Below are 18756 nucleotides of genomic sequence, written 5' to 3'. Positions count from 1 at the left end.
TTATTATTGTTTTTCTGAACTCTAGAACTTAGCGTTAAGAGTCAAGAATATATGACGACCAGTTGTATTGTAAGTACGAGGGTCTGTATTATCGTTAAACCCTGTTGCTGCATACGGAGGATCTTCATCAAATACGTTATTAATACCAACAGTAGCTGTGTAGTTATCAAGGAAGTAACTAAAGCGAACATTGTGTATTACTTGTGAGTCAACGGTTCTAATAACATCATAAGAATCAAGAGTACCACCGATATTAACGGCTTCAGTTCTAAATGAAGAGTTAACATCAGCTAAATCATCAGGGTCAATATTTGTAAAGTTTTCTTCAACTTCACCAATGTAACGCAATGCATAAGTTGCAGACCAATTCTCTTGAGCTAACGATACATTGAAGTTAGTTTTCCACTCAGGGAAGTTACCATCACCACTATTTCGGCGGTAGTAGCCAGCATTTTGAAGTGTTGAACCGTCGGCTTGAGTTATTGTGTAGTCGTCATAGTAAGTTGCATCTAAGCTTGCTGATAATGAACCAATTGACGTATCAGTTGTATAAGCAACATTAAAGTCGTAACCAGATGACTCTACACCACCAACATTTATGTTTCTGTTATCAATGTCACTTGAGTTACCAGCTAAAATACCTGATGTATAACGAGTTATTTGATCACAGTATGTACCGCTTTCAGCACACTTGTTTAAAATTAACTGCTCACCTACAGAGCTAATTGCATTTTCCAGCTCGATATCCCAGTAATCGATTGTGAAAGATAAACCATCAACAAACTCAGGGCTATAAACTACACCAACTGTAAATATATCAGCTTCTTCTGGTTGCAACTCTGGGTTACCACCAAGAGTAGAAGATAATTGGTCACCAATAGGTTCAAAACCAGCTGCTGGTACGCCGTCAGCTATACAGAATGATGTAGGGTTAGTAGCACACGGGTCCGAAACTTCAGGGCTATTATCTGATGCGCCAGAGAATAAATCAGAAGTTGAAGGTGCTCTAAATGCAGTAGATGATGTTCCTCGGAACATAAGGCCGTCCATAGGAGACCATTTAATTCCTACTTTATGGTTTGTAGTATCGCCAAAAGTATCATAATCAGAATAACGAATTGCTAAATCTAGCTCTAACACTTTTGCAAAAGGTGCGTCATATAATAGCGGTACATTAAACTCAGCATAAGCCTCATCTACAGTGTAGCTGCCTGATGTTTCTTGACGGCTAGATCCAGATGTAATTCCTAATGCTATTAGTGCATCAGGGAAATCACCACCTTTCTCTTCACGATGTTCTAGACCAAATGCCATACCTAAACTACCTGCTGGTAATTCAAATGCACTACCAAACACACTACCACTAATAATTTGCTGTTCGTTTGAACCAAAATCGTGAGCTTCAAACGAAATAAAATCTAACATTTCTTGAGTAACTTGAGTATCAGTTCCTGGGATACCAAATACATTTAATGATGTACAACCAGCGATAGGATCATCTACAGTTCCACATACAATGCTACCGTCAACGTCTTGGAATGAAGGACCTACGGCTTGTGAAACTTTTTCAAAGTTTACGCCACCAGCTCGTTTAGTTGTAGAATCACTTGAACCAAAGATGTATGAAACTTCATAACCCCAATCGTCATTGATATCGCCTTCAAAACCAACTACTGCGCGAACTGTATCTACGCGAAATTGAGTATCTCGACCACCAGTTTCAACCATACGACGACGCCAATCAGAAATCTCAACTGAGTCACCATTTCTGTCTTTAGGACCAAATTGTTGGTTATAGTAGTTATCTGCAGAATAATTTGCATTTGTCACACCAAAGAACGCAAGTGGTGCTAGAGGTAATGGAGCAAGCTTAGTATCTGAAATACGGCGGTTTAAACTAACTTCTGAAAAGAAACGAACATGATCAGAAAACTCATAGTTACTCTGAACAAATACGCCATATCGCTCAGCCGGAGTTAAGTGAAAGTTTACAGGCGCAAAGTTGTAAGTATCTTTATCCCAATCCCAACAATCATAACCAGTTGGATTAGAAAAATCGCTTGGATCTGATTGACCAGGACCATTAGCTGCACCGTGAGTAAAAGAAGAACAATCTTCACCAGCTACTGAACCATCAATACCGTTGTAACGACCCCATGGTGGAGCTGAAGAACCACCTTTAGAAAGCTCACCTGTATGATCCATGTCTAAAGAAAATTTAGACCAGTCTCTATCACCAGAAGACTGAGAACCCTGCTGAACGTAATATGCACTAGCTACCACGCTGCCTTTATCGCTTGTTAAACCTACAGTAAAATCGTAGCTTTTAGTTTCGCCATCACCGCCATGTGTCGAAGCATCGTAACTTGCTGTAGCTTCAAAACCTTCAAAATCATCACGTGTAATAACGTTAACTACACCGCCAATAGCATCTGAACCGTAAATTGCAGAAGCACCGTCTTTTAGAATTTCAACTCGCTTGATAATTGCTGTAGGGATTGTACTTAAATCTACAGAAGAGTTTGCACCACTACCCGACGCAACCATTCTACGGCCGTTTAATAATACTAGCGTTCTTGAAGAACCCAAACCGCGTAAAGATACACGCACCGCGCCTGAGCCACCATTATTAACAGAAGCATTAGTACCCGCACCAGCAACTGAAGGAATTTCTTGAAGAATGTCACCTACGTTACCAATACCTGAAGCAATTAGGTCATCGCGTGTTAATATTTGTACTGGATTCGCACCTTCCATATCAGTTCTTTTGATACGTGAACCAGTTACTTCAATTCTTTCTACTTTATCGGCGCCTTCGGCTGCCATTGTATTACCTGAAAATGCAGCTGTTGAAGCTGCACCAAATGCAAGTGCGACACGCACTGCTTTAGCTACTTGATTGTTTAACATTTGATTCTCCCTGGTGTCACTACTTTATAGTAGTAATCATTATTTATTTATTTTAGTTACATAAGATTAACAGTAACTAAAGCAAATAATAAACAAAAACCACCAAAAAGCCAACAAAAAGTTAACAAACCTTTGCAGAAAAAGAAATATTTGCGAATATAATAATCAAAATCGCAATAAACTAGAATAAATAAGATGTGGACAGTATGAAAACACAGATATGTTGCTATTTATGGTGTTATTAAAAAAGTTCCTCTTGTAAATTTAACCCAAAATAAACACTTGAGTGCGAAACAAGATCAACCATTTCAATTAACGGTACAATCTGTTTTTCTACATAAGTTGCATAGTCATAGCTATGAAAGCCTTGATATAGTTCAACTCCAGCAGTTGTGTAAACAAATGTAACAAATTCACCCCTATTGACCGTAAATTCGCTATTTTTTTTCTGGTGTTTCTTAACTGCCTGAATATGAGGAGGAATATTCTTTTTATAATCGATTAAGTTTTGACCTAATCTCTTTTTAAATATGAGTAAATCATCAAACTCACCTTTAAATAGCTTTGTTGTATAGTCTTTTACAAGGTCATTTATGTTTAAATTTCCATCAAAAAGACTAGTAAATAGGTCGAACTGAAATTGTTGAGCAAGTTTTGTCCAATCACTTCTTACTGTTTCTAATCCTTTAAATACTAGTTTTGATTCGTTTGGTTTAATTAATTTACCGACATAGCGCTTTTTAGAGCCAACTAGCTTCCCCCTTATGGTTGGCAAAAAGAAAGGGCTATAAAGAGATTCAAATTCTATTTCTAAATGACTTGTTAAGTTGTGCGTTTGTTTAATCTCGTTAATCCAATCTGTAGTTATCTTTTTAGCTAAAAACACGCCAATTTCATTACACTCGTCGTGGCTTAAATCATCATCCAACTTAATAAATGTAGAATCGGTATCACCATAAATAACGCTATAACCAAGTTCCTCTATCCACCTTTTAGTTTGTAGCATTATTTCGTGCCCTCTTAACGTAATAGAGCTCGATAACCTAGGATCGTAAAACCGACATCCTTTTGAGCCTAGAACGCCATATAAACTATTCATTATTATTTTGATTGCTTGAGAGAGCATTTGGTCTTGGTTGTCTTTGGCAAGCTGCCTTTGAGACGCTAAGCTTTTAACGAGTAGAGGGAGATGGTGTTTGTCTCGCGAGAATACGGCTTCATTAAATCCCTGCACACTATGTTCAGGATTTTGCAGGCCTTCTATTAGTCCGAGAGGATCAATGTAAAAAGTTTGCATAATACTGGGGTATAGGCTTTTAAAGTCTAAAACAATGACATTTTTATAAAGGCCAGGAATAGACTCCATTACATAACCGCCTGGGCTTTCAAATGTAAGTCCATGATCGCCCATATTAGGGGCAACATAACCGCTGCGATGCAGTAGTGGTAAATACATATTAATAAAAGCAGCGACAGAGCCGCCCTTTTTTTCAAGCTCTAACCCCGTAAGCTTTGTTCTTACAATAGAAAAATCGAGTAGCTTTAATTTATCAAAAATTTTATTTACCAAAATACAATCTTGTCGATTATATTTTGCTAAAGAAAGTTTATCTTCGTTAAATTGCCTAATAATTTCCTGCAGACTATTACCCGAATCGATTAATTTAGACTCACCCAACACTTGATTTGAAACATTAGCTAAAGAAAAACTCTCAAAGCTATATGTACCATTTTTTAAAGTGTCTATTCCATCAACCACACATCGCCCAGGGATCGATACCCGAGTAAAGTGCCCTTTTCGAACATACAAAGGCTGACTTCCTCTACCCAGTAATAACTTAATCCCGAGTGCTTCAGCTCTTTCATGAATAACAGCAAAGTCGAACTCAATTACATTCCAGCCAATTATTACATCAGGATCGCTAAGCTTAATAAAATGCTCTAACCCCTTTAACAGCTCAGCCTCATCTACACACCAAATAATATCAAACTCGAGGTTGGTAGCTTCTCTATCTGGCTCGCCAATCATTAAAACACAGTCTAAATTACAACCTACGAGCCCAACAGAAAACAAAACCCCACTTTCGTTACATTCAATGTCTAACGAGAGTTTATTAAGGGTTGGGGAATATTCTTCATTCGCTTTTAATTTAGCGTCGGTTATTAATGTATAGCCATCTTGTTTAAATACATTACCCGTTATCCAAGCTCCACCTTTTATAAAGCGTTCCATTAAATAGCGCTCTATTGGTCGAATATCTTCTTCAAATAATACAACTCCACGTTGCTTTAAAGCTTTAGTAGCAGAATAAAAGTGTTTAAGTGATTTGAAGTAACAGGCCGACATATCTTCTTGCTGAAAGTTTTTTAGCTCAAGACTTTTAATACTAAAGTTAAGTGATTCAGCTACTAATATTTCATTCGCTATTTCAGCATCTTTGCTTTTGATAAAAAACAGTGCACTTTCGTTAGCCGACACCGTTTTTATAGGTCCTTTATCACTACAAAACCACGCTTCGTAGCATATGCCGTTTGCAGTATCATAAGCATGAGAAGAAACAATAAAACCGGCTGTTAAGTACACTATTACTAAACCTTATACATATATATGTAAGTTTTTACTTAATTCAAAATGCTTTAAAGCCATAAACTCAACCTAAATAAACACTCAGACACTTTATTTTGCTAAATTAATTTCATCACTTCTTGTAGTTACACTCTTATAACTCTAAAATCCATAGCACTGTAATTATATACATACTTTAGGTAAATCATCCCATGCTTTCTGACTCACTAAAAAAAACAATTAGGCAAGTACACCAGCATGTGGCTAGCAACCTAAACGATTATCGCCCTCGTAGCAGTCAAAATTACCTTGTAGCCGAAATAGCAAAAACGCTTGCTGGCGAATACCATAAAAAGCAGCGCATTTGCGTAATTGAAGCAGGCACCGGTACAGGTAAGTCTCTTGCCTATTGTTTAGGCGCATTACCGCTTGCCTTAGCGCAAAAAAAGAAGCTAGTTATTTCTACCGCAACGGTTGCACTGCAAGAACAATTAATAGCAAAAGAACTCCCATTTTTTAAAAAGCATTCAGGCCTCGACTTTAAATTTGATTTAGTAAAAGGTCGCCATCGTTATATTTGTGCCCACAAATTACATAATGCTGTAAACGGCGATAGCCAAACACAAATGGACTTTATGCCAACGCTTACTTCACCATTGAGCGCAATGGAAACCAAGTGTTTGAATGAGCTATATAACGCCTATGTGAATAAAAAATGGCAAGGCGATAGAGACAGTTGGGCCGATACTGTACCCGATAGAGTGTGGAACTTAATAGCGTGCGATAAACATTCATGCCAACGCCAAATGAAGGCCCATCAAACGTGTCCGTTTCAGCTTGCTCGTAATCAATTAATGCAAATGGATGTACTGGTAATTAATCACTCTTTATTACTTGCCGATTTAGACCTAGGCGGTGGTAAAATTTTACCAGAGCCCGACAACACCATTTACGTTATTGATGAAGCACATCATTTAGCGCACATCACACGCGACTTTTCATCAGCTGCTGCCACAATTAAAGGCACAATAGAATGGCTTGATAAGCTCACCAAGTTTAGCGGAAAAATGGCGAAGGTTTTAGTGGGGCAAAGGGCTATTGGGCAAAATTTTAAACTTTGCGACAGCATTAACGATGCTAATAAAGATTTAAAAGTAGTGCGTGATATTCTCGACAATGCCGATTTTGAGTACTCAAAAGATGATACTTACCGCTTTGAACACGGTGAAATTCCAAAATCATTGCACAGTAAAGCAAAAGACATAAGCGAAGCCACGCAAGATGCGCTGCGCTGTTTAAACAAAATGCACGACACCCTTACCCAAGATGTAAGTGATGGCGACATAAAACCTTACGTTGCCGACCCAATACTAGGCGAAAGCGGTCAATACATAAACCGGTTAGAGCAACTAAACAAACTATGGTTTAGTTACGCAAAAAAAGGCGAAGGTGCTCCTCATGCACGGTGGATAAAACGCCTTGAATACAAAAGCCATCACGACCACTTATTAAGCGACTGCCCTATCGAGGTCGGTTATTACTTAAAAGATAAATTGTGGCGAGAATGCGCGGGCGCTGTTTTGTGCTCTGCTACATTAAGTGCACTGGGCTCGTTCGATCACTTTGCTTACGAAACAGGGCTTGCTAAAGAAGAAGGCGTTAAATTTATTAAAGTACCTTCTCCTTTTGATTACCCAAAACAAGCCACTTTACGTATTCCGGTATCTAAAGTAGAACCAACCGATAAAGACTTTAGTGATCACCTAGCTAAAACATTACCAGAGTACCTAAATGATAAAAAAGCGAACCTTGTACTATTCGCTTCTTATTGGCAAATGGACCACGTAACAAAGTTTCTTAGAACAAAAGGTTTTAACTTATTAGTACAAGGTGAAATGTCGCGAGAAGCGTTGCTTAAATTACACACCAAAAATGTAGACGAAGGCAAAGGCAGTATTTTATTTGGAACACAAAGCCTTTCGGAAGGCCTTGATTTACCTGGTAAATATTTAGAGAACTTAATAATTACTAAAATTCCGTTTGCTGTACCTACTTCGCCGATAGAAGAAGCGCAAGCAGAATTTGTACAAAGCAAAGGCGGTAACCCGTTTTTAACGATTACCGTACCAGACGCCGCAAAGAAATTGGTACAAAGCTGTGGTAGACTGCTGCGAAAAGAGAGTGATGAAGGCTGTATTACTATTCTCGATAGACGCTTAGTTACTAAGCGATACGGTAAAGCCATGCTCGACACCCTACCACCTTTTAAAAGACAAATAGATTATTAATGTTTGAACTCGCACTCGATCCAACAACCTGGGCTGTTTTATGTGCTGTTGCACTTGCCGCAGGTTTTATAGACGCTATCGCCGGTGGCGGTGGTATGTTAACTGTGCCCGCTTTATTAACTGCAGGCTTACCTCCACATTTAACATTAGGCACCAATAAACTAGCAGCAAGTTTTGGCTCCTTAACAGCAAGCTATACCTATTATAAAAAGAACTTATTTAGTCCTAAGTTTTGGGCTGCCTCCGTAATTGCTACTGCAATAGGTGCATTGATAGGTACTGTTATTGTTGATCATTTAAGTATCGACTTTTTAAACAAACTACTCCCAATTATTATTATTTTAGTTGCCGCCTATAGCTTATTTGGTAATTTAAGCACCACAGAAGGCGATGAACTGCCTAAACTCAACAAAGCGATGAAAATAAAACAATGGCTACAGGGTTTAGCATTAGGCTTTTTTGATGGTTTAGCAGGCCCAGGTACAGGTACTTTTTGGACCGCTTCTAATGGCATGCTTTATAAAATGAACTTGCTACTCAATTGTGGTTTAGCGCGTTCAATGAACTTTGTTTCTAACTTTATATCGCTCATCACCTTTGTAGCACTCGGCCATGTAAACTTTTTACTTGGCATAACAATGGGCTTTTTTATTATGCTAGGCGCATGGTTTGGAGCACATTCAGCAATACGTTTTGGTAGTAAATTTATTCGCCCTGTATTTAATACTATGGTTATACTTTTAGCTTTAAAACTAATTTACGAGGCTTACTTTTAATATGCATTCAATGGCTTTAGATAAACTACGCCAACAAGTTGCAACGCTAAAACAACAAGCTGAGCAATTTGATAAAGCTAAACTGTTTTCTAAAAACCGTTATATGCAGGCGCAACCGAGCTTGTTTGACCGCGCCGTTTTTAGTACAAAAAGCATGAACCTAGTCGATTACGTAATAGAAATTGAAGACGAAGTGTCAAGATTACCGCCAAGTGAGCATCGCCATGCTTATACCTACGCGCTTGAACGTATAGCAGCTCAAGTACAAGCTGTATTCAACGTTATTAAATCAACGCCTATTTGGGTTAAAGAAAACAAAAGCCATTATAAACCACGCCCTAAGCAAACCGTTTATAAGCAAGCGGTACAAAAAATAATGCAATCATCGCACGAGCTTTACGACGAATTAAAACAAAACCATGAGTTTGAACGCCGTTTAGTGCTCATGATTGAAGAGCGTAAAATGCAAATGGATAAAGCCTCGCCAGCTAAAGCACAAAAGCTTAACCTTGAAATATTAAGCACACATGCTCGATTGGGTCGCTGCAGAAAAGCAATTTCTGCCACTGAGGACAAAATACAACAAGTAGAAAAACAACAACTGCGTTAAGGCGCACTTTACTATGCAGCTTTATTATCATCCATTGTATTCAGACCTTATCCTTGCAGAACGTCATCGATTCCCTATTCAAAAGTATAAGTTACTTAAAACCGAAATAGAAAATCTAGGTGTTTCGGCGATTCACTTTCAAGAGCCTAAAAAAGTAACCGTATCTCAACTTGCGCTATGTCATAGCCAACGTTATATAGATGACTTTTTAAATGGAACACTAAGCGATAAAGCAATTAAAAAGATGGGATTTCCCTATTCGCAACAACTTGTAGAGCGTATTCTTTTATCTATTGGCGCGAGTATTCAAGCTGCTGAAGCGGCATTTAGGCACGATCTAACCTTCAACTTGAGCGGTGGTTATCATCATGCCTATAGCGATTTTGGCAGTGGCTTTTGTATTTTTAATGATTTAGCTATTGCAGCAGCACATTTAATAAATACAGAGCAAGCCGACACTGTTTTAATTTTTGATTGCGACGTACACCAAGGCGATGGCACAGCACAAATCACTCAAAACCATAACCAAATTATTACCTGCTCAATTCATTGTGAACAAAATTTTCCTCTTAATAAACAAGAGTCCACTTACGATTTTGCATTGCCCGCTAAAACAGCCGACGATGAGTACCTTGCTACATTAGAGCAAGCACTCGATTTTTGCGTGCGCATACATAACCCTGATATTATTTTGTATAATGCAGGCGCTGATATTTACACTAAAGACGAGTTAGGCTTGTTTAATATATCGCTCAATGGCGTATATGAGCGCGACTTGTTTGTTCTCAACTTCTGTAAGCAACATCAAATCCCACTAATGTGCGCTTTAGGTGGCGGTTATCAGCGTAATTTGAGTTCACTAATTAATGTTCATAAACAACTATTTAAAGCCGCTATCGATTTATAGTAAGCCTTAGTATAGACTCAGTTAAACGGATTATTTTAAAGCGGTGGGAATATGCGATTACACGAAGACATACACAACTATTACGAAAAGATTGTAGTTGAAGAAATCATCAAACTTAAACTTGATGAAAAATATGATGAAGATGTAATGGCTGACTTTTGTTGTACGGTACTAAATCAGCTCCCGCCACGATATATTCGCTACGATGTAGATATGGCGTTTTATTTACCGCAATCAGAACGCATACATATGGAACAACGTGTGCAAACAGCAATAAATGTCGCCATTAGCCAAATATCAAAAAAGAAAGAATTAAATGACAAGCCCACTTGATCAAGCCCCTACACATATTAAACTTGCAGTAGATTTAATTATGATACTAGAGCAGCACGATGTTGCTCCAGAAGAGGTCTTAAAAGCACTCGATATTGTAAAAAGCGACTTTGAAAAAAAGCTAGAAAAGCCATAACTCTATTCTATTATTTGTATGTCGTGCTCGGTAACGCTACCTTCGTGCTTAGTGCAATCAATTTTAACTTCACCAAATGTACGTCTAGGTGAAGTTGAACGACGACAGGTCATATTTTGTGCTTTAACGCCAAATTGCGTTATATACAACGCAACTGTTTCGTCTATTTGTTGTTTTTGCTGCGTAGTCGCTGCACTGTAAAATACATCGTATTGCGCAGACCAATTTTCAACCCCCGCTTCTCTTGCAACACCTAGCCAGCCCATCCCTAGTTTAGTAGATTGCTCCAAGTATTGGCCTTTCAAAAACATAAACGCCAACGTGTATTGTGCGCTTTTATAGCCTAGCCCAGCAGGCTCTTTTAAATAATTGAAAGCGGCCTCAAACTGTCCTTTTCGATACGCTTTAATACCATTGTATTCATTCTTTTTCATGGTGGTATCACTGTAAAGGTTGATTGAGCTTGAATTACATCCACCCAAAAAAGTGATAAATACCATAGAAACTACTGAGAACGTTTTCATTCTTATCCTTAATTTATTATTTTTATATGCCGGTTCCGAATATGGCTTACAGTGTTTATAAACCCTGCTATTCTAAAATCCAATATGCATAATTAAAATACTATCATGACCTTAGCAAGCTTACTGCGATTATTTTTTCTGGCCGCTATATGGGGCGCTTCTTTTTTATTTATGCGAATGGCAGCTAACAGCTTGGGGCCAGCGGTATTAATTGAGTTTAGAGTAGGCTTTGCTGCAGTTACTTTATTTATTGTTGCCTTGTATTTAAAGCGCCGTTTAGCGTTTACTGAACACAAAAAACACTTTTTTATTATAGACGCGTTTAATTCGGCTCTGCCGTTTTTATTTTTTGCCTATGCAGCACAAACTATAAGCGCTTCTACTTTATCAATTTTAAATTCAACAACCCCTATTTGGGGCGTAGTAGTTGGTATTTTATGGACAAAAACAAAGCCTACCAAAAGTATAGTGCTTGGTTTATTGCTTGGCTTGATAGGTGTTGCAATACTCGTTGGCCAAAATCACTTTGTATTAAATAGCCAATCAATCATAGCTATAATAGCGGCATTAAGCGCTTCACTTCACTTTGCTATGCCATTGCATCGCATTACACTAAAAACGCGCCTAAACTGGCCCCATTCGATAATGCCCATGGCTCAATGTGGGCGTCGAGCTTTATGGTATTACCGCTTATCTTATTTATGCCAATACGAGAAATACCAAGCACCAACATTATGCTAGGTGTATTAGTACTGGGCGTAGTATGTACCGCCCTTGCTTATATTTTATTTTTTAAATTAATCGACGATATTGGCCCAACCTCAGCACTCACGGTTACATTTTTAATTCCATTATTTGGCATATTTTGGGGGCATTTATTTTTAGATGAGCAAATAGGGCCAAATACATTACTAGGCGCACTATTTGTAATTGTAGGCACTATGCTGGTTACTGGTTTTTTACCACGAAAAAGGCACTTAGCTAAAACAAGCTAAGTGCCTTAAATTACATATGGCATTAAAGTTTAAATAAATTGCGGATCTTTTGGCGAATCATTCCTGCGAGTAATATACACAATACAATCATTTTTCGCTTCATTACTAAACGCTCGGCTATGCTCAATAGGAACTGAAAATGTATCTCCTTGAGTAAGCGTTAATACTTCATCGCCTAAATCAATGGTTAAGCTACCTTGATGAACAAAAATAACCTCTTCTTCAAAACGAATGTGTTTTGCTATTTTTGCATTTGGTTGGAGTTTTAACGCTGATATATTAAATCCATGTGGCCAATTTAGTTGTGTTTGAATAGGCGTATCGGCATTTAAATTGCCAACTAGTGGTGCTTCGTAAACACCTTCGAATTGGCTTAGGTAAGAGTGCTTGTTCCAATTAAAATCACTTGCTCTGACCACTGTTTGCGCAAGCTCTTCGTCTGTTATTATTCGGTGCTGCGCTATTTGTTCACTGCTAGTAACAGCCATTGGACTAACCCCATCAGGAGCTTTTTCATTGAGCGTTGTATCTACTAAACTGCCATTTTCAAGTAAAATAAGGCCAAACTCTTTTGCCATATCAAATACTTGTGGAGCCCAAAGTACTCTACCCGGATCGTCACTGCCAAGCACTGCATATAAGTAGCCAATACCATTACCTACGTTTTCAAATCCTCTAAAAATATCTAAAGGAATCGAAATAATATCGCCTTCGTTTAAAATTACCTTAGCGTCTTTACCGTCTACACCGGTATAAAATGCCCATGTGCCACTGTGTACAACAAATATCTCTTCGGTTAAGTGGCTATGCTGCGAGTTTAAGCACCCAGCAGGTTGGCGAGCACCACCAATATTAAAGCCATGTGGTATAGAAATATGCACATGCTGATTAGGGTTTTCTGCAACACCTGGACCTATAATAGTAAAATTTTCTTTTTGATCACTACCAGGCGAACGCGTATCAATAAAGGCATTCTTACACGGAATTAAATCATCGTATCGTACTAAGCGTTCTGCAAATAAACTCATTATTCTCTCCTAAATTAATTACTGAGCGGTCCAGCCGCCATCAATTTTTATACTTGTTCCTGTGATCATTGCAGACAACTCACTAAGCAAAAATACACAAGCATTTGCAACATCATCCGTTTGGGCAATTTTTTTCATTGGGATCATGTCATAAACAAATTTTTTGAAGTCGGGATTTTCAAGCATTGGCTTTGTCATTGGCGTTTCAACAAACGTAGGAGCAACGGTATTAACACGTACATTTTGTGTTGCTAGTTCAACAGCAAGTGCCTTGGTGAGCCCCTCTACCGCATGCTTACTCATGCAATACAAAGTACGATTAGGTGAGCCTACAAACCCCATTTGAGATGACATGTTAACCACAGCACCGGCACCAGAGTTAATTAAAGCTGGTAATGCTGCTTGGCTTATTCGATAAACACTACGGATATTCATCGAAATTACATCATCAATATTGTCATCTGTTTGCTCAAGCATTGGCGCAACACGGTTAATACCTGCGTTGTTAAGTAAACCGTCTAACTTAGTAAGTCCACGTAAACGCTCATAAAAAGCATCACTGTTTATATCAAGCGGCCAGATTTCTATTTGCGAAGGAGCATATTCCTTGAGCTGTTCCAAATCGTGTTTTGTACGCGCCACAGCAATTATATTTGCACCCGCATCTACACACTTTTGTACGCACGATTTACCAATGCCTTTACCCGCACCCGTTATCAAAATGGTTTTACCAAGTAAAAGAGTTTTATCAAATCCCATTTGTTCACCTAAATTCTATATTGCATTCGAAGTCATTATTAATTAGAGTACCCACAGATGCAAGACATTATTTAACCAGTACGTCTCATCAACAGTGTATAAAACAACTAGTCACTAAGGATATAAACAATGATAAAGCATTTAAAAAAAGGTCAACCAGTTGACTCAAAACAAAAACAAAATCAATCAGTAAGAGATATTGTAGAAAATATTTTAGCGCGTGTTGAATCTGAAGGTGATGCAGCAATTCGTGAATATTCTGAAAAATTCGACAAATGGACTCCGAAGTCTTTCAGGCTATCTAGTGATGAAATTAAAGCGTGTTATGCACAACTTGATGATCAATTAATCGAAGATATTAAATGGGCGCAAAGCCAAGTCCGTAATTTTGCTCAAATTCAACGTGACTCAATGAAAGACGTTGAAGTAGAAACACTACCTGGCGTTACGCTTGGCCATAAACACATAGCAATGGAGAGCGTAGGTTGTTACGTACCAGGTGGGAAATATCCACTACTAGCCTCTGCACACATGAGTGTATTAACGGCTAAAGTAGCCGGTGTTAAACGTGTTATCGCCATGGCTCCACCTTTTAATGGCAAGCCATCACCAGAAATTGTGGTTGCAATGGATATGGCCGGCGCAGATGAAATTTACTGCCTCGGTGGTGTACAAGCCGTTGCTGCAATGGCTATTGGAACGCAAACTATTGCTCCTGTAGATATGATTGTAGGCCCGGGTAACGCCTTTGTAGCCGAGGCTAAACGACAGTTATTTGGCCGAGTTGGTATCGACTTATTTGCAGGCCCTACCGAAACACTCGTTATTGCTGATGACAGTGTAGATGGCGAATTATGTGCGACCGATTTACTAGGCCAAGCAGAGCACGGTCCTACGTCTCCCGCTATTTTACTGACTAACTCTGAGCAATTAGCTATTGATACAATGGCTGAAGTAGAGAGACAACTTACCATATTACCTACTGCTGATATTGCAGGTGTGGCATGGAAGGATCATGGTGAAGTTATTGTATGTGATACCTATGAGGAGATGATCGAAGTTGCTAACGATCTTGCATTTGAACACGTACAAATTATGACTCGCAATACCGACTACTTCAAAGAAAACATGCAAAACTTTGGAGCCTTGTTTTTAGGTCCGCAAACTAACGTTTCTTATGGCGATAAATGTATTGGTACAAACCATACACTACCCACAGGTAAAGCAGCGCGTTATACTGGTGGGCTATGGGTAGGAAAATTCATAAAAACATGTACTTTCCAACGAGTAACAGAAGAAGCCTCGGTTATTGTTGGTGAGTATTGTTCACGTTTATGTGCTGCAGAAGGGTTCGCTGGCCACAAAGAACAAGCAGACATACGAGTAAGACGATATAGGAAATAAATCATTGTCAAAGCAAAAACGAGTCACCTCATATGATGTAGCCCGCGAAGCGGGTGTATCACAATCGGCGGTATCGCGTGTATTTAGACCCGGATTTAGCGTGTCTAAAAAAACCCGCGAAAAGGTAGTCGCAACAGCCAATGAAATGGGCTATCGCCCTAATGCCATTGCCCGTATGTTGATCACTAAACAGTCTGGTATGGTCGCGGTTATTTTATCATCGCGAGCAAACTTGAACTACCCTGAGGTACTCTCTGAGCTTAACAAAGAGCTAGCACTTAACAATAAACGAGTGCTGCTCTTTACTCTTGATGACGCAGACGAATTAGATGAATTACTCGAAAACATTTGGACCTTTCAGGTTGATGGCGTAATTGCTCTAGCGGCTCACTTTGATAGTAAAAGCCTGGATTTATTTGCTAAACACAGCACACCTATTGTGCTTTATAACCGTAATGTGCCTGAATCGAATGCAAACACAGTTTGCTGCAATCACGATAAAGGCATTAAACAGCTAATTGATTTATTACACCAATCTAACCATAAGTCGTATTTAATTATTGCCGGCCCAGATGACTCCGATGTAGCCAACGAGCGCCGTGAAATAGCTCAAAATTATTTACACACTTTAGGTATCCAAAATACGCCTGTTATTTATGGTGATTATGGCTATAAATCAGCACGAAGTGCATTAGAAGATTGGTTAAAAACAAACACCCTACCCGATGCTATTATTTGCAGTAACGATGTAATGGCCATTGGCGTAATTGATGAAATCAAACAAAACTTAAACTTAAGCGTACCCGACGATGTGTCGGTGGTAGGGTTTGATGGTATTAGTGCTGCGTCTTGGTACAACTATCAAATAACCACAATACAACAACCTATGAAACAGTTAACAAAAGCTGCTGTAGACATACTCATGGAACGTATTGAAAACCCTCAAGCCGCTGCTGAAGCACGAGTTTTTACCGGTTCATTAATTACAGGGAACTCTATTAAAACACGCTAAATTAAGGAATTTTTGTGGCCAAAAATCCTGTTTATATTTTACCTGGTACTATGTGTAACCACCGTATGTTTGAAGCGCAAATAGTTGCCCTTCAAAATGCGGGTTATACCCCTCACGTTATTCCATTTACTGAACAAACAAGCATTGAAAAAATGGCTGAGCTTACTAAAACCATAGCCCTAAAGCCTGCTCCTTTTATTGGTTTTTCAATGGGTGGGATTGTTGCTCTTGCACTTTTAAAATCAAACCCTGAGCTTATACAGTCGCTGTGTTTAATATCAAGTAATAGCCTAGCCGACAAACTCGAACGCCCGGCTATTAGGCAAAAACAAATTGAGCAAGCACACGCTACAGGCGTAGAAAGCGTACTTAAGCTCGACTTTTTACCGCATTATTTCCACCAGCCAAATATAAAGCACAGTGAACTTGCATTAAAAATGGCAAATGAGCTTGGCTTTAACGCTTTTAGTGCACAATTAAATGCCCTTGCAACACGCGAAGACACCCTAAACGTTATTAAGAAAACCAATAAAAAATTACTATTTGTTGGTGGTGAACGTGACGTTTTATGTCCAAGCACTATTCAAAAAACAATGCATAATGCCTGCCCTAATAGCGATCTTATTTTATTAGGCAATTGTGGACATTTCGTCCCGCTTGAAAGAAGTAACACCCTAAACGCACTACTCTTAGATTGGTTGGAGTCTATTAAATGAATTTAAAACAAAAGTTAAATGCTCAACAATTGCTATTAGGCACATTTATAAAAAGTACTCATTATCATAATACCGAAGTACTTTCTCACACTAATCTCGATGTTTTGTGTTTAGATGCAGAGCATGCTCCGTTTGATCGCGGCGATTTAGATAGTTGCATTATGGCAGCCCGTACTAAAAACATGCCGACCCTTATTCGCGTAAGTAATACCGATCACGCCACTATACTTAGCAGTTTAGATATCGGTGCTGACGGCTTAGTACTACCTCACATTAAAACGCCAGAGCAAGCAAAAGCGATTATTAAAAACTGCTTTTATGGCAACAACGGTAGGGGTTACGCAGGTTCAAGCCGCTTTGCAGGCTATACCACACATGCATTAACCGATAACTTAGCAGCCAACAAATCATCTACCTGCATTATTGCTCAAATAGAAGATGCCGATGCGCTTGAGAACATCGATGAATTATGCCAAATAGACGAAATTGACTGTATTTTTATAGGCCGAATGGACTTAACTATTTCCCTCGGTGAAACTAATCCAAGCGCTCCTATTGTTATTGATGCCGTTACTAAGATAGCTAACGCAGCGGCAAAATATAATAAATGCTGTGGCATGTTTGTTGGTAATTTAAGTGAGCTCAGTCATTGGCAATCGTTAGGCGTAAGTTTTTATCTATTAGGCTCTGATCATAGCTTTTTACTAAGTGGTGCTAAGCAATTACGTGCAGACTTTGAATCAGCTACAAGTGAATACAAAATATGAGTATCCATAACAAAAATAAAGAGTTAATTAAAAACTTCAGAAGCGCACTTTATAACTTTGATATAAATTTGCTCAAAAAAGAAGTCACAAACTTATTTACTGATGACGCATTAATACAACTTTGCTACCCGTTTGAAACACTCGCAAATCCTAATGCACTTATTGAGCAAGCCTATTTACCCCTTAGCAAAGCATTTGTTGGCCTTGAACGCCGCGATACCATTGTAATGGCAGGTAGCTCTATAAACGACTCTGATTGGGTTGGCTGCTGTGGATACTATACCGGCTCATTCGAAAAACCATGGCTAGGCATTCCACCCACAGGGCATCAAGTGAGTATGCGTTTTCATGAGTTTTACCGGATTAAAAATAGCAAAGTGGTTGAAGTACAAGCTATTTGGGATATTCCCGAAGTAATGATGCAAGCAAACGTATGGCCACTGTCTCCGAGCTTAGGCAAAGAGTGGCATGTGCCAGGGCCTGCCACACAAGATGGGTTAATCACCCGTCCTTATAATAGCGAACAAGCTGCGCAAAGTTTAAAGCTTGTGGGCAATATGTGTGAGCATCTTGGATTTTATGCTGAAGGTGGCATTAAAGCCATGAAACTAGAGCACTTTTGGCATCCGCATTTTAGCTGGTATGGGCCAAGTACAATAGGCACTGCACGCGGTGTAAAAGGCTTTAGAAATTGGCATCAAATTCCCTTTTTAAATGCCCTACCCAACCGGGTTGGCGATGCAAGTAAAGGCTATTTATTTGCCGATGAAAACTACGTAGGGTTTACTGCATGGCCTGGTATGAGCATGACAATTAGTAACGATGGTTGGTTAGGTATTGCGCCCGCAAATCAGCAAATAACCATGCGTAGTCTCGACTTTTGGCGAGTCGAGAATAACTTAATTCGCGAAAACTGGGTGCTGATAGATATGCTTGATGTGTACAATCAAATTGGAGTTGATGTATTAGCTCGTATGAAAGAACTAACTAAAGCGCACTATTTAAACTTTGCGCCCTAACAATTA

Annotated in this window: 16 protein-coding genes and 1 pseudogene; 12 read left to right on the top strand and 5 right to left on the bottom strand. The window is 38.9% G+C overall.

The annotated features are described in order from the left end of the window. Positions 1-21: 21 nt before the first annotated feature. The gene (locus I6F50_RS15000) at positions 22-2910 is read right to left on the bottom strand and encodes a TonB-dependent siderophore receptor (RefSeq protein ID WP_165728577.1); all 2889 of its coding nucleotides are present in this window, start codon (positions 2908-2910) and stop codon (positions 22-24) included. Positions 2911-3151: 241 nt separating this feature from the next. Beyond that, positions 3152-5494 carry a DNA polymerase II gene (locus I6F50_RS14995; RefSeq protein WP_197176615.1) on the bottom strand — a complete coding sequence of 781 codons (2343 nt, stop codon included), beginning with the start codon at positions 5492-5494 and terminating at the stop codon, positions 3152-3154. Positions 5495-5688: 194 nt separating this feature from the next. Between I6F50_RS14995 and dinG the strand changes: the two genes are divergently transcribed. From dinG to I6F50_RS14965, 6 genes are read left to right on the top strand one after another with little or no spacing between them, the layout of a single operon-like run. After that, on the top strand, positions 5689-7764 hold the full coding sequence (gene dinG, locus I6F50_RS14990) for an ATP-dependent DNA helicase DinG (protein ID WP_197176611.1): 2076 nt from the start codon (positions 5689-5691) through the stop codon (positions 7762-7764). After that, positions 7764-8540: a TSUP family transporter gene (locus I6F50_RS14985; RefSeq protein ID WP_010553699.1), complete on the top strand. Its 777-nt coding sequence runs from the start codon at positions 7764-7766 to the stop codon at positions 8538-8540. The genes dinG and I6F50_RS14985 overlap by 1 nt, the downstream gene beginning before the upstream one ends. Before the next feature lies 1 nt (position 8541). Beyond that, positions 8542-9150: a primosomal replication protein gene (locus I6F50_RS14980; protein ID WP_007378182.1), complete on the top strand. Its 609-nt coding sequence runs from the start codon at positions 8542-8544 to the stop codon at positions 9148-9150. Positions 9151-9163: 13 nt separating this feature from the next. Further along, the gene (locus I6F50_RS14975; RefSeq protein WP_197160228.1) at positions 9164-10057 is read left to right on the top strand and encodes a histone deacetylase; all 894 of its coding nucleotides are present in this window, start codon (positions 9164-9166) and stop codon (positions 10055-10057) included. A 51-nt stretch (positions 10058-10108) separates the two neighbouring features. After that, positions 10109-10390 carry a late competence development ComFB family protein gene (locus I6F50_RS14970; RefSeq protein ID WP_024590772.1) on the top strand — a complete coding sequence of 94 codons (282 nt, stop codon included), beginning with the start codon at positions 10109-10111 and terminating at the stop codon, positions 10388-10390. Continuing rightward, positions 10374-10526, top strand: a complete 153-nt coding sequence (locus I6F50_RS14965; RefSeq protein WP_007584045.1) for a DUF2496 domain-containing protein — start codon at positions 10374-10376, stop codon at positions 10524-10526. Before I6F50_RS14970 ends, I6F50_RS14965 begins: the two co-directional genes overlap by 17 nt. A 2-nt stretch (positions 10527-10528) precedes the next feature. On the opposite strand, the gene I6F50_RS14960 is transcribed toward I6F50_RS14965, so the two are convergent. Further along, entirely contained in the window at positions 10529-11050 is a 522-nt protein-coding gene (locus I6F50_RS14960; protein ID WP_165728573.1) for a sel1 repeat family protein, read from the bottom strand. Between the two features lie 105 nt (positions 11051-11155). On the opposite strand from I6F50_RS14960, the pseudogene I6F50_RS14955 reads away from it, so the two are divergent. Then, positions 11156-12045: pseudogene (locus tag I6F50_RS14955) on the top strand (DMT family transporter). 29 nt (positions 12046-12074) lie between these two features. Here the strand turns inward: I6F50_RS14955 and I6F50_RS14950 are convergent. Together I6F50_RS14950 and I6F50_RS14945 are read right to left on the bottom strand one after the other, a co-directional pair. Then, on the bottom strand, positions 12075-13073 hold the full coding sequence (locus tag I6F50_RS14950) for a cupin domain-containing protein (protein ID WP_165740533.1): 999 nt from the start codon (positions 13071-13073) through the stop codon (positions 12075-12077). Positions 13074-13091: 18 nt separating this feature from the next. Continuing rightward, positions 13092-13832, bottom strand: coding sequence for an SDR family NAD(P)-dependent oxidoreductase (locus I6F50_RS14945; RefSeq protein ID WP_165740532.1), 741 nt, complete (start codon positions 13830-13832; stop codon positions 13092-13094). A 129-nt stretch (positions 13833-13961) separates the two neighbouring features. Here I6F50_RS14945 and hisD point away from each other — a divergent pair, with 129 nt between their 5' ends. Genes hisD through I6F50_RS14920 form a run of 5 tightly spaced genes read left to right on the top strand, consistent with a single transcriptional unit; the run spans position 13962 to position 18750 of the window. After that, positions 13962-15236 carry a histidinol dehydrogenase gene (gene hisD, locus I6F50_RS14940; RefSeq protein ID WP_197160227.1) on the top strand — a complete coding sequence of 425 codons (1275 nt, stop codon included), beginning with the start codon at positions 13962-13964 and terminating at the stop codon, positions 15234-15236. A 4-nt stretch (positions 15237-15240) separates the two neighbouring features. Then, positions 15241-16248 (top strand): LacI family DNA-binding transcriptional regulator, encoded by a 1008-nt coding sequence (locus tag I6F50_RS14935; protein WP_149591888.1) that lies wholly within the window; start codon positions 15241-15243, stop codon positions 16246-16248. Between the two features lie 14 nt (positions 16249-16262). Beyond that, positions 16263-16964: an alpha/beta fold hydrolase gene (locus I6F50_RS14930; RefSeq protein ID WP_197160226.1), complete on the top strand. Its 702-nt coding sequence runs from the start codon at positions 16263-16265 to the stop codon at positions 16962-16964. Beyond that, positions 16961-17731, top strand: coding sequence for an HpcH/HpaI aldolase/citrate lyase family protein (locus I6F50_RS14925; protein ID WP_197176607.1), 771 nt, complete (start codon positions 16961-16963; stop codon positions 17729-17731). The genes I6F50_RS14930 and I6F50_RS14925 overlap by 4 nt, the downstream gene beginning before the upstream one ends. Beyond that, positions 17728-18750 (top strand): ester cyclase, encoded by a 1023-nt coding sequence (locus I6F50_RS14920; RefSeq protein WP_197160225.1) that lies wholly within the window; start codon positions 17728-17730, stop codon positions 18748-18750. Before I6F50_RS14925 ends, I6F50_RS14920 begins: the two co-directional genes overlap by 4 nt. The last annotated feature ends 6 nt before the right edge of the window (positions 18751-18756 follow it).

It is taken from the genome of Pseudoalteromonas sp. NZS127_1, from assembly GCF_015864295.1.
Lineage (GTDB): Bacteria > Pseudomonadota > Gammaproteobacteria > Enterobacterales > Alteromonadaceae > Pseudoalteromonas > Pseudoalteromonas arctica.
This window is presented reverse-complemented; position numbering and strand designations above follow the sequence as displayed.

Coding starts and splice junctions, on each gene's coding strand:
- I6F50_RS14965 (WP_007584045.1), top strand. CDS start 10,374: ATGACAAGCCCACTTGATCAAGCCCCTACACATATTAAACTTGCAGTA.
- I6F50_RS14980 (WP_007378182.1), top strand. CDS start 8,542: ATGCATTCAATGGCTTTAGATAAACTACGCCAACAAGTTGCAACGCTA.
- I6F50_RS14920 (WP_197160225.1), top strand. CDS start 17,728: ATGAGTATCCATAACAAAAATAAAGAGTTAATTAAAAACTTCAGAAGC.
- I6F50_RS14985 (WP_010553699.1), top strand. CDS start 7,764: ATGTTTGAACTCGCACTCGATCCAACAACCTGGGCTGTTTTATGTGCT.
- I6F50_RS14960 (WP_165728573.1), bottom strand. CDS start 11,050: ATGAAAACGTTCTCAGTAGTTTCTATGGTATTTATCACTTTTTTGGGT.
- I6F50_RS14925 (WP_197176607.1), top strand. CDS start 16,961: ATGAATTTAAAACAAAAGTTAAATGCTCAACAATTGCTATTAGGCACA.
- dinG (WP_197176611.1), top strand. CDS start 5,689: ATGCTTTCTGACTCACTAAAAAAAACAATTAGGCAAGTACACCAGCAT.
- I6F50_RS14975 (WP_197160228.1), top strand. CDS start 9,164: ATGCAGCTTTATTATCATCCATTGTATTCAGACCTTATCCTTGCAGAA.
- I6F50_RS14950 (WP_165740533.1), bottom strand. CDS start 13,073: ATGAGTTTATTTGCAGAACGCTTAGTACGATACGATGATTTAATTCCG.
- I6F50_RS14970 (WP_024590772.1), top strand. CDS start 10,109: ATGCGATTACACGAAGACATACACAACTATTACGAAAAGATTGTAGTT.
- I6F50_RS14945 (WP_165740532.1), bottom strand. CDS start 13,832: ATGGGATTTGATAAAACTCTTTTACTTGGTAAAACCATTTTGATAACG.
- I6F50_RS15000 (WP_165728577.1), bottom strand. CDS start 2,910: ATGTTAAACAATCAAGTAGCTAAAGCAGTGCGTGTCGCACTTGCATTT.
- hisD (WP_197160227.1), top strand. CDS start 13,962: ATGATAAAGCATTTAAAAAAAGGTCAACCAGTTGACTCAAAACAAAAA.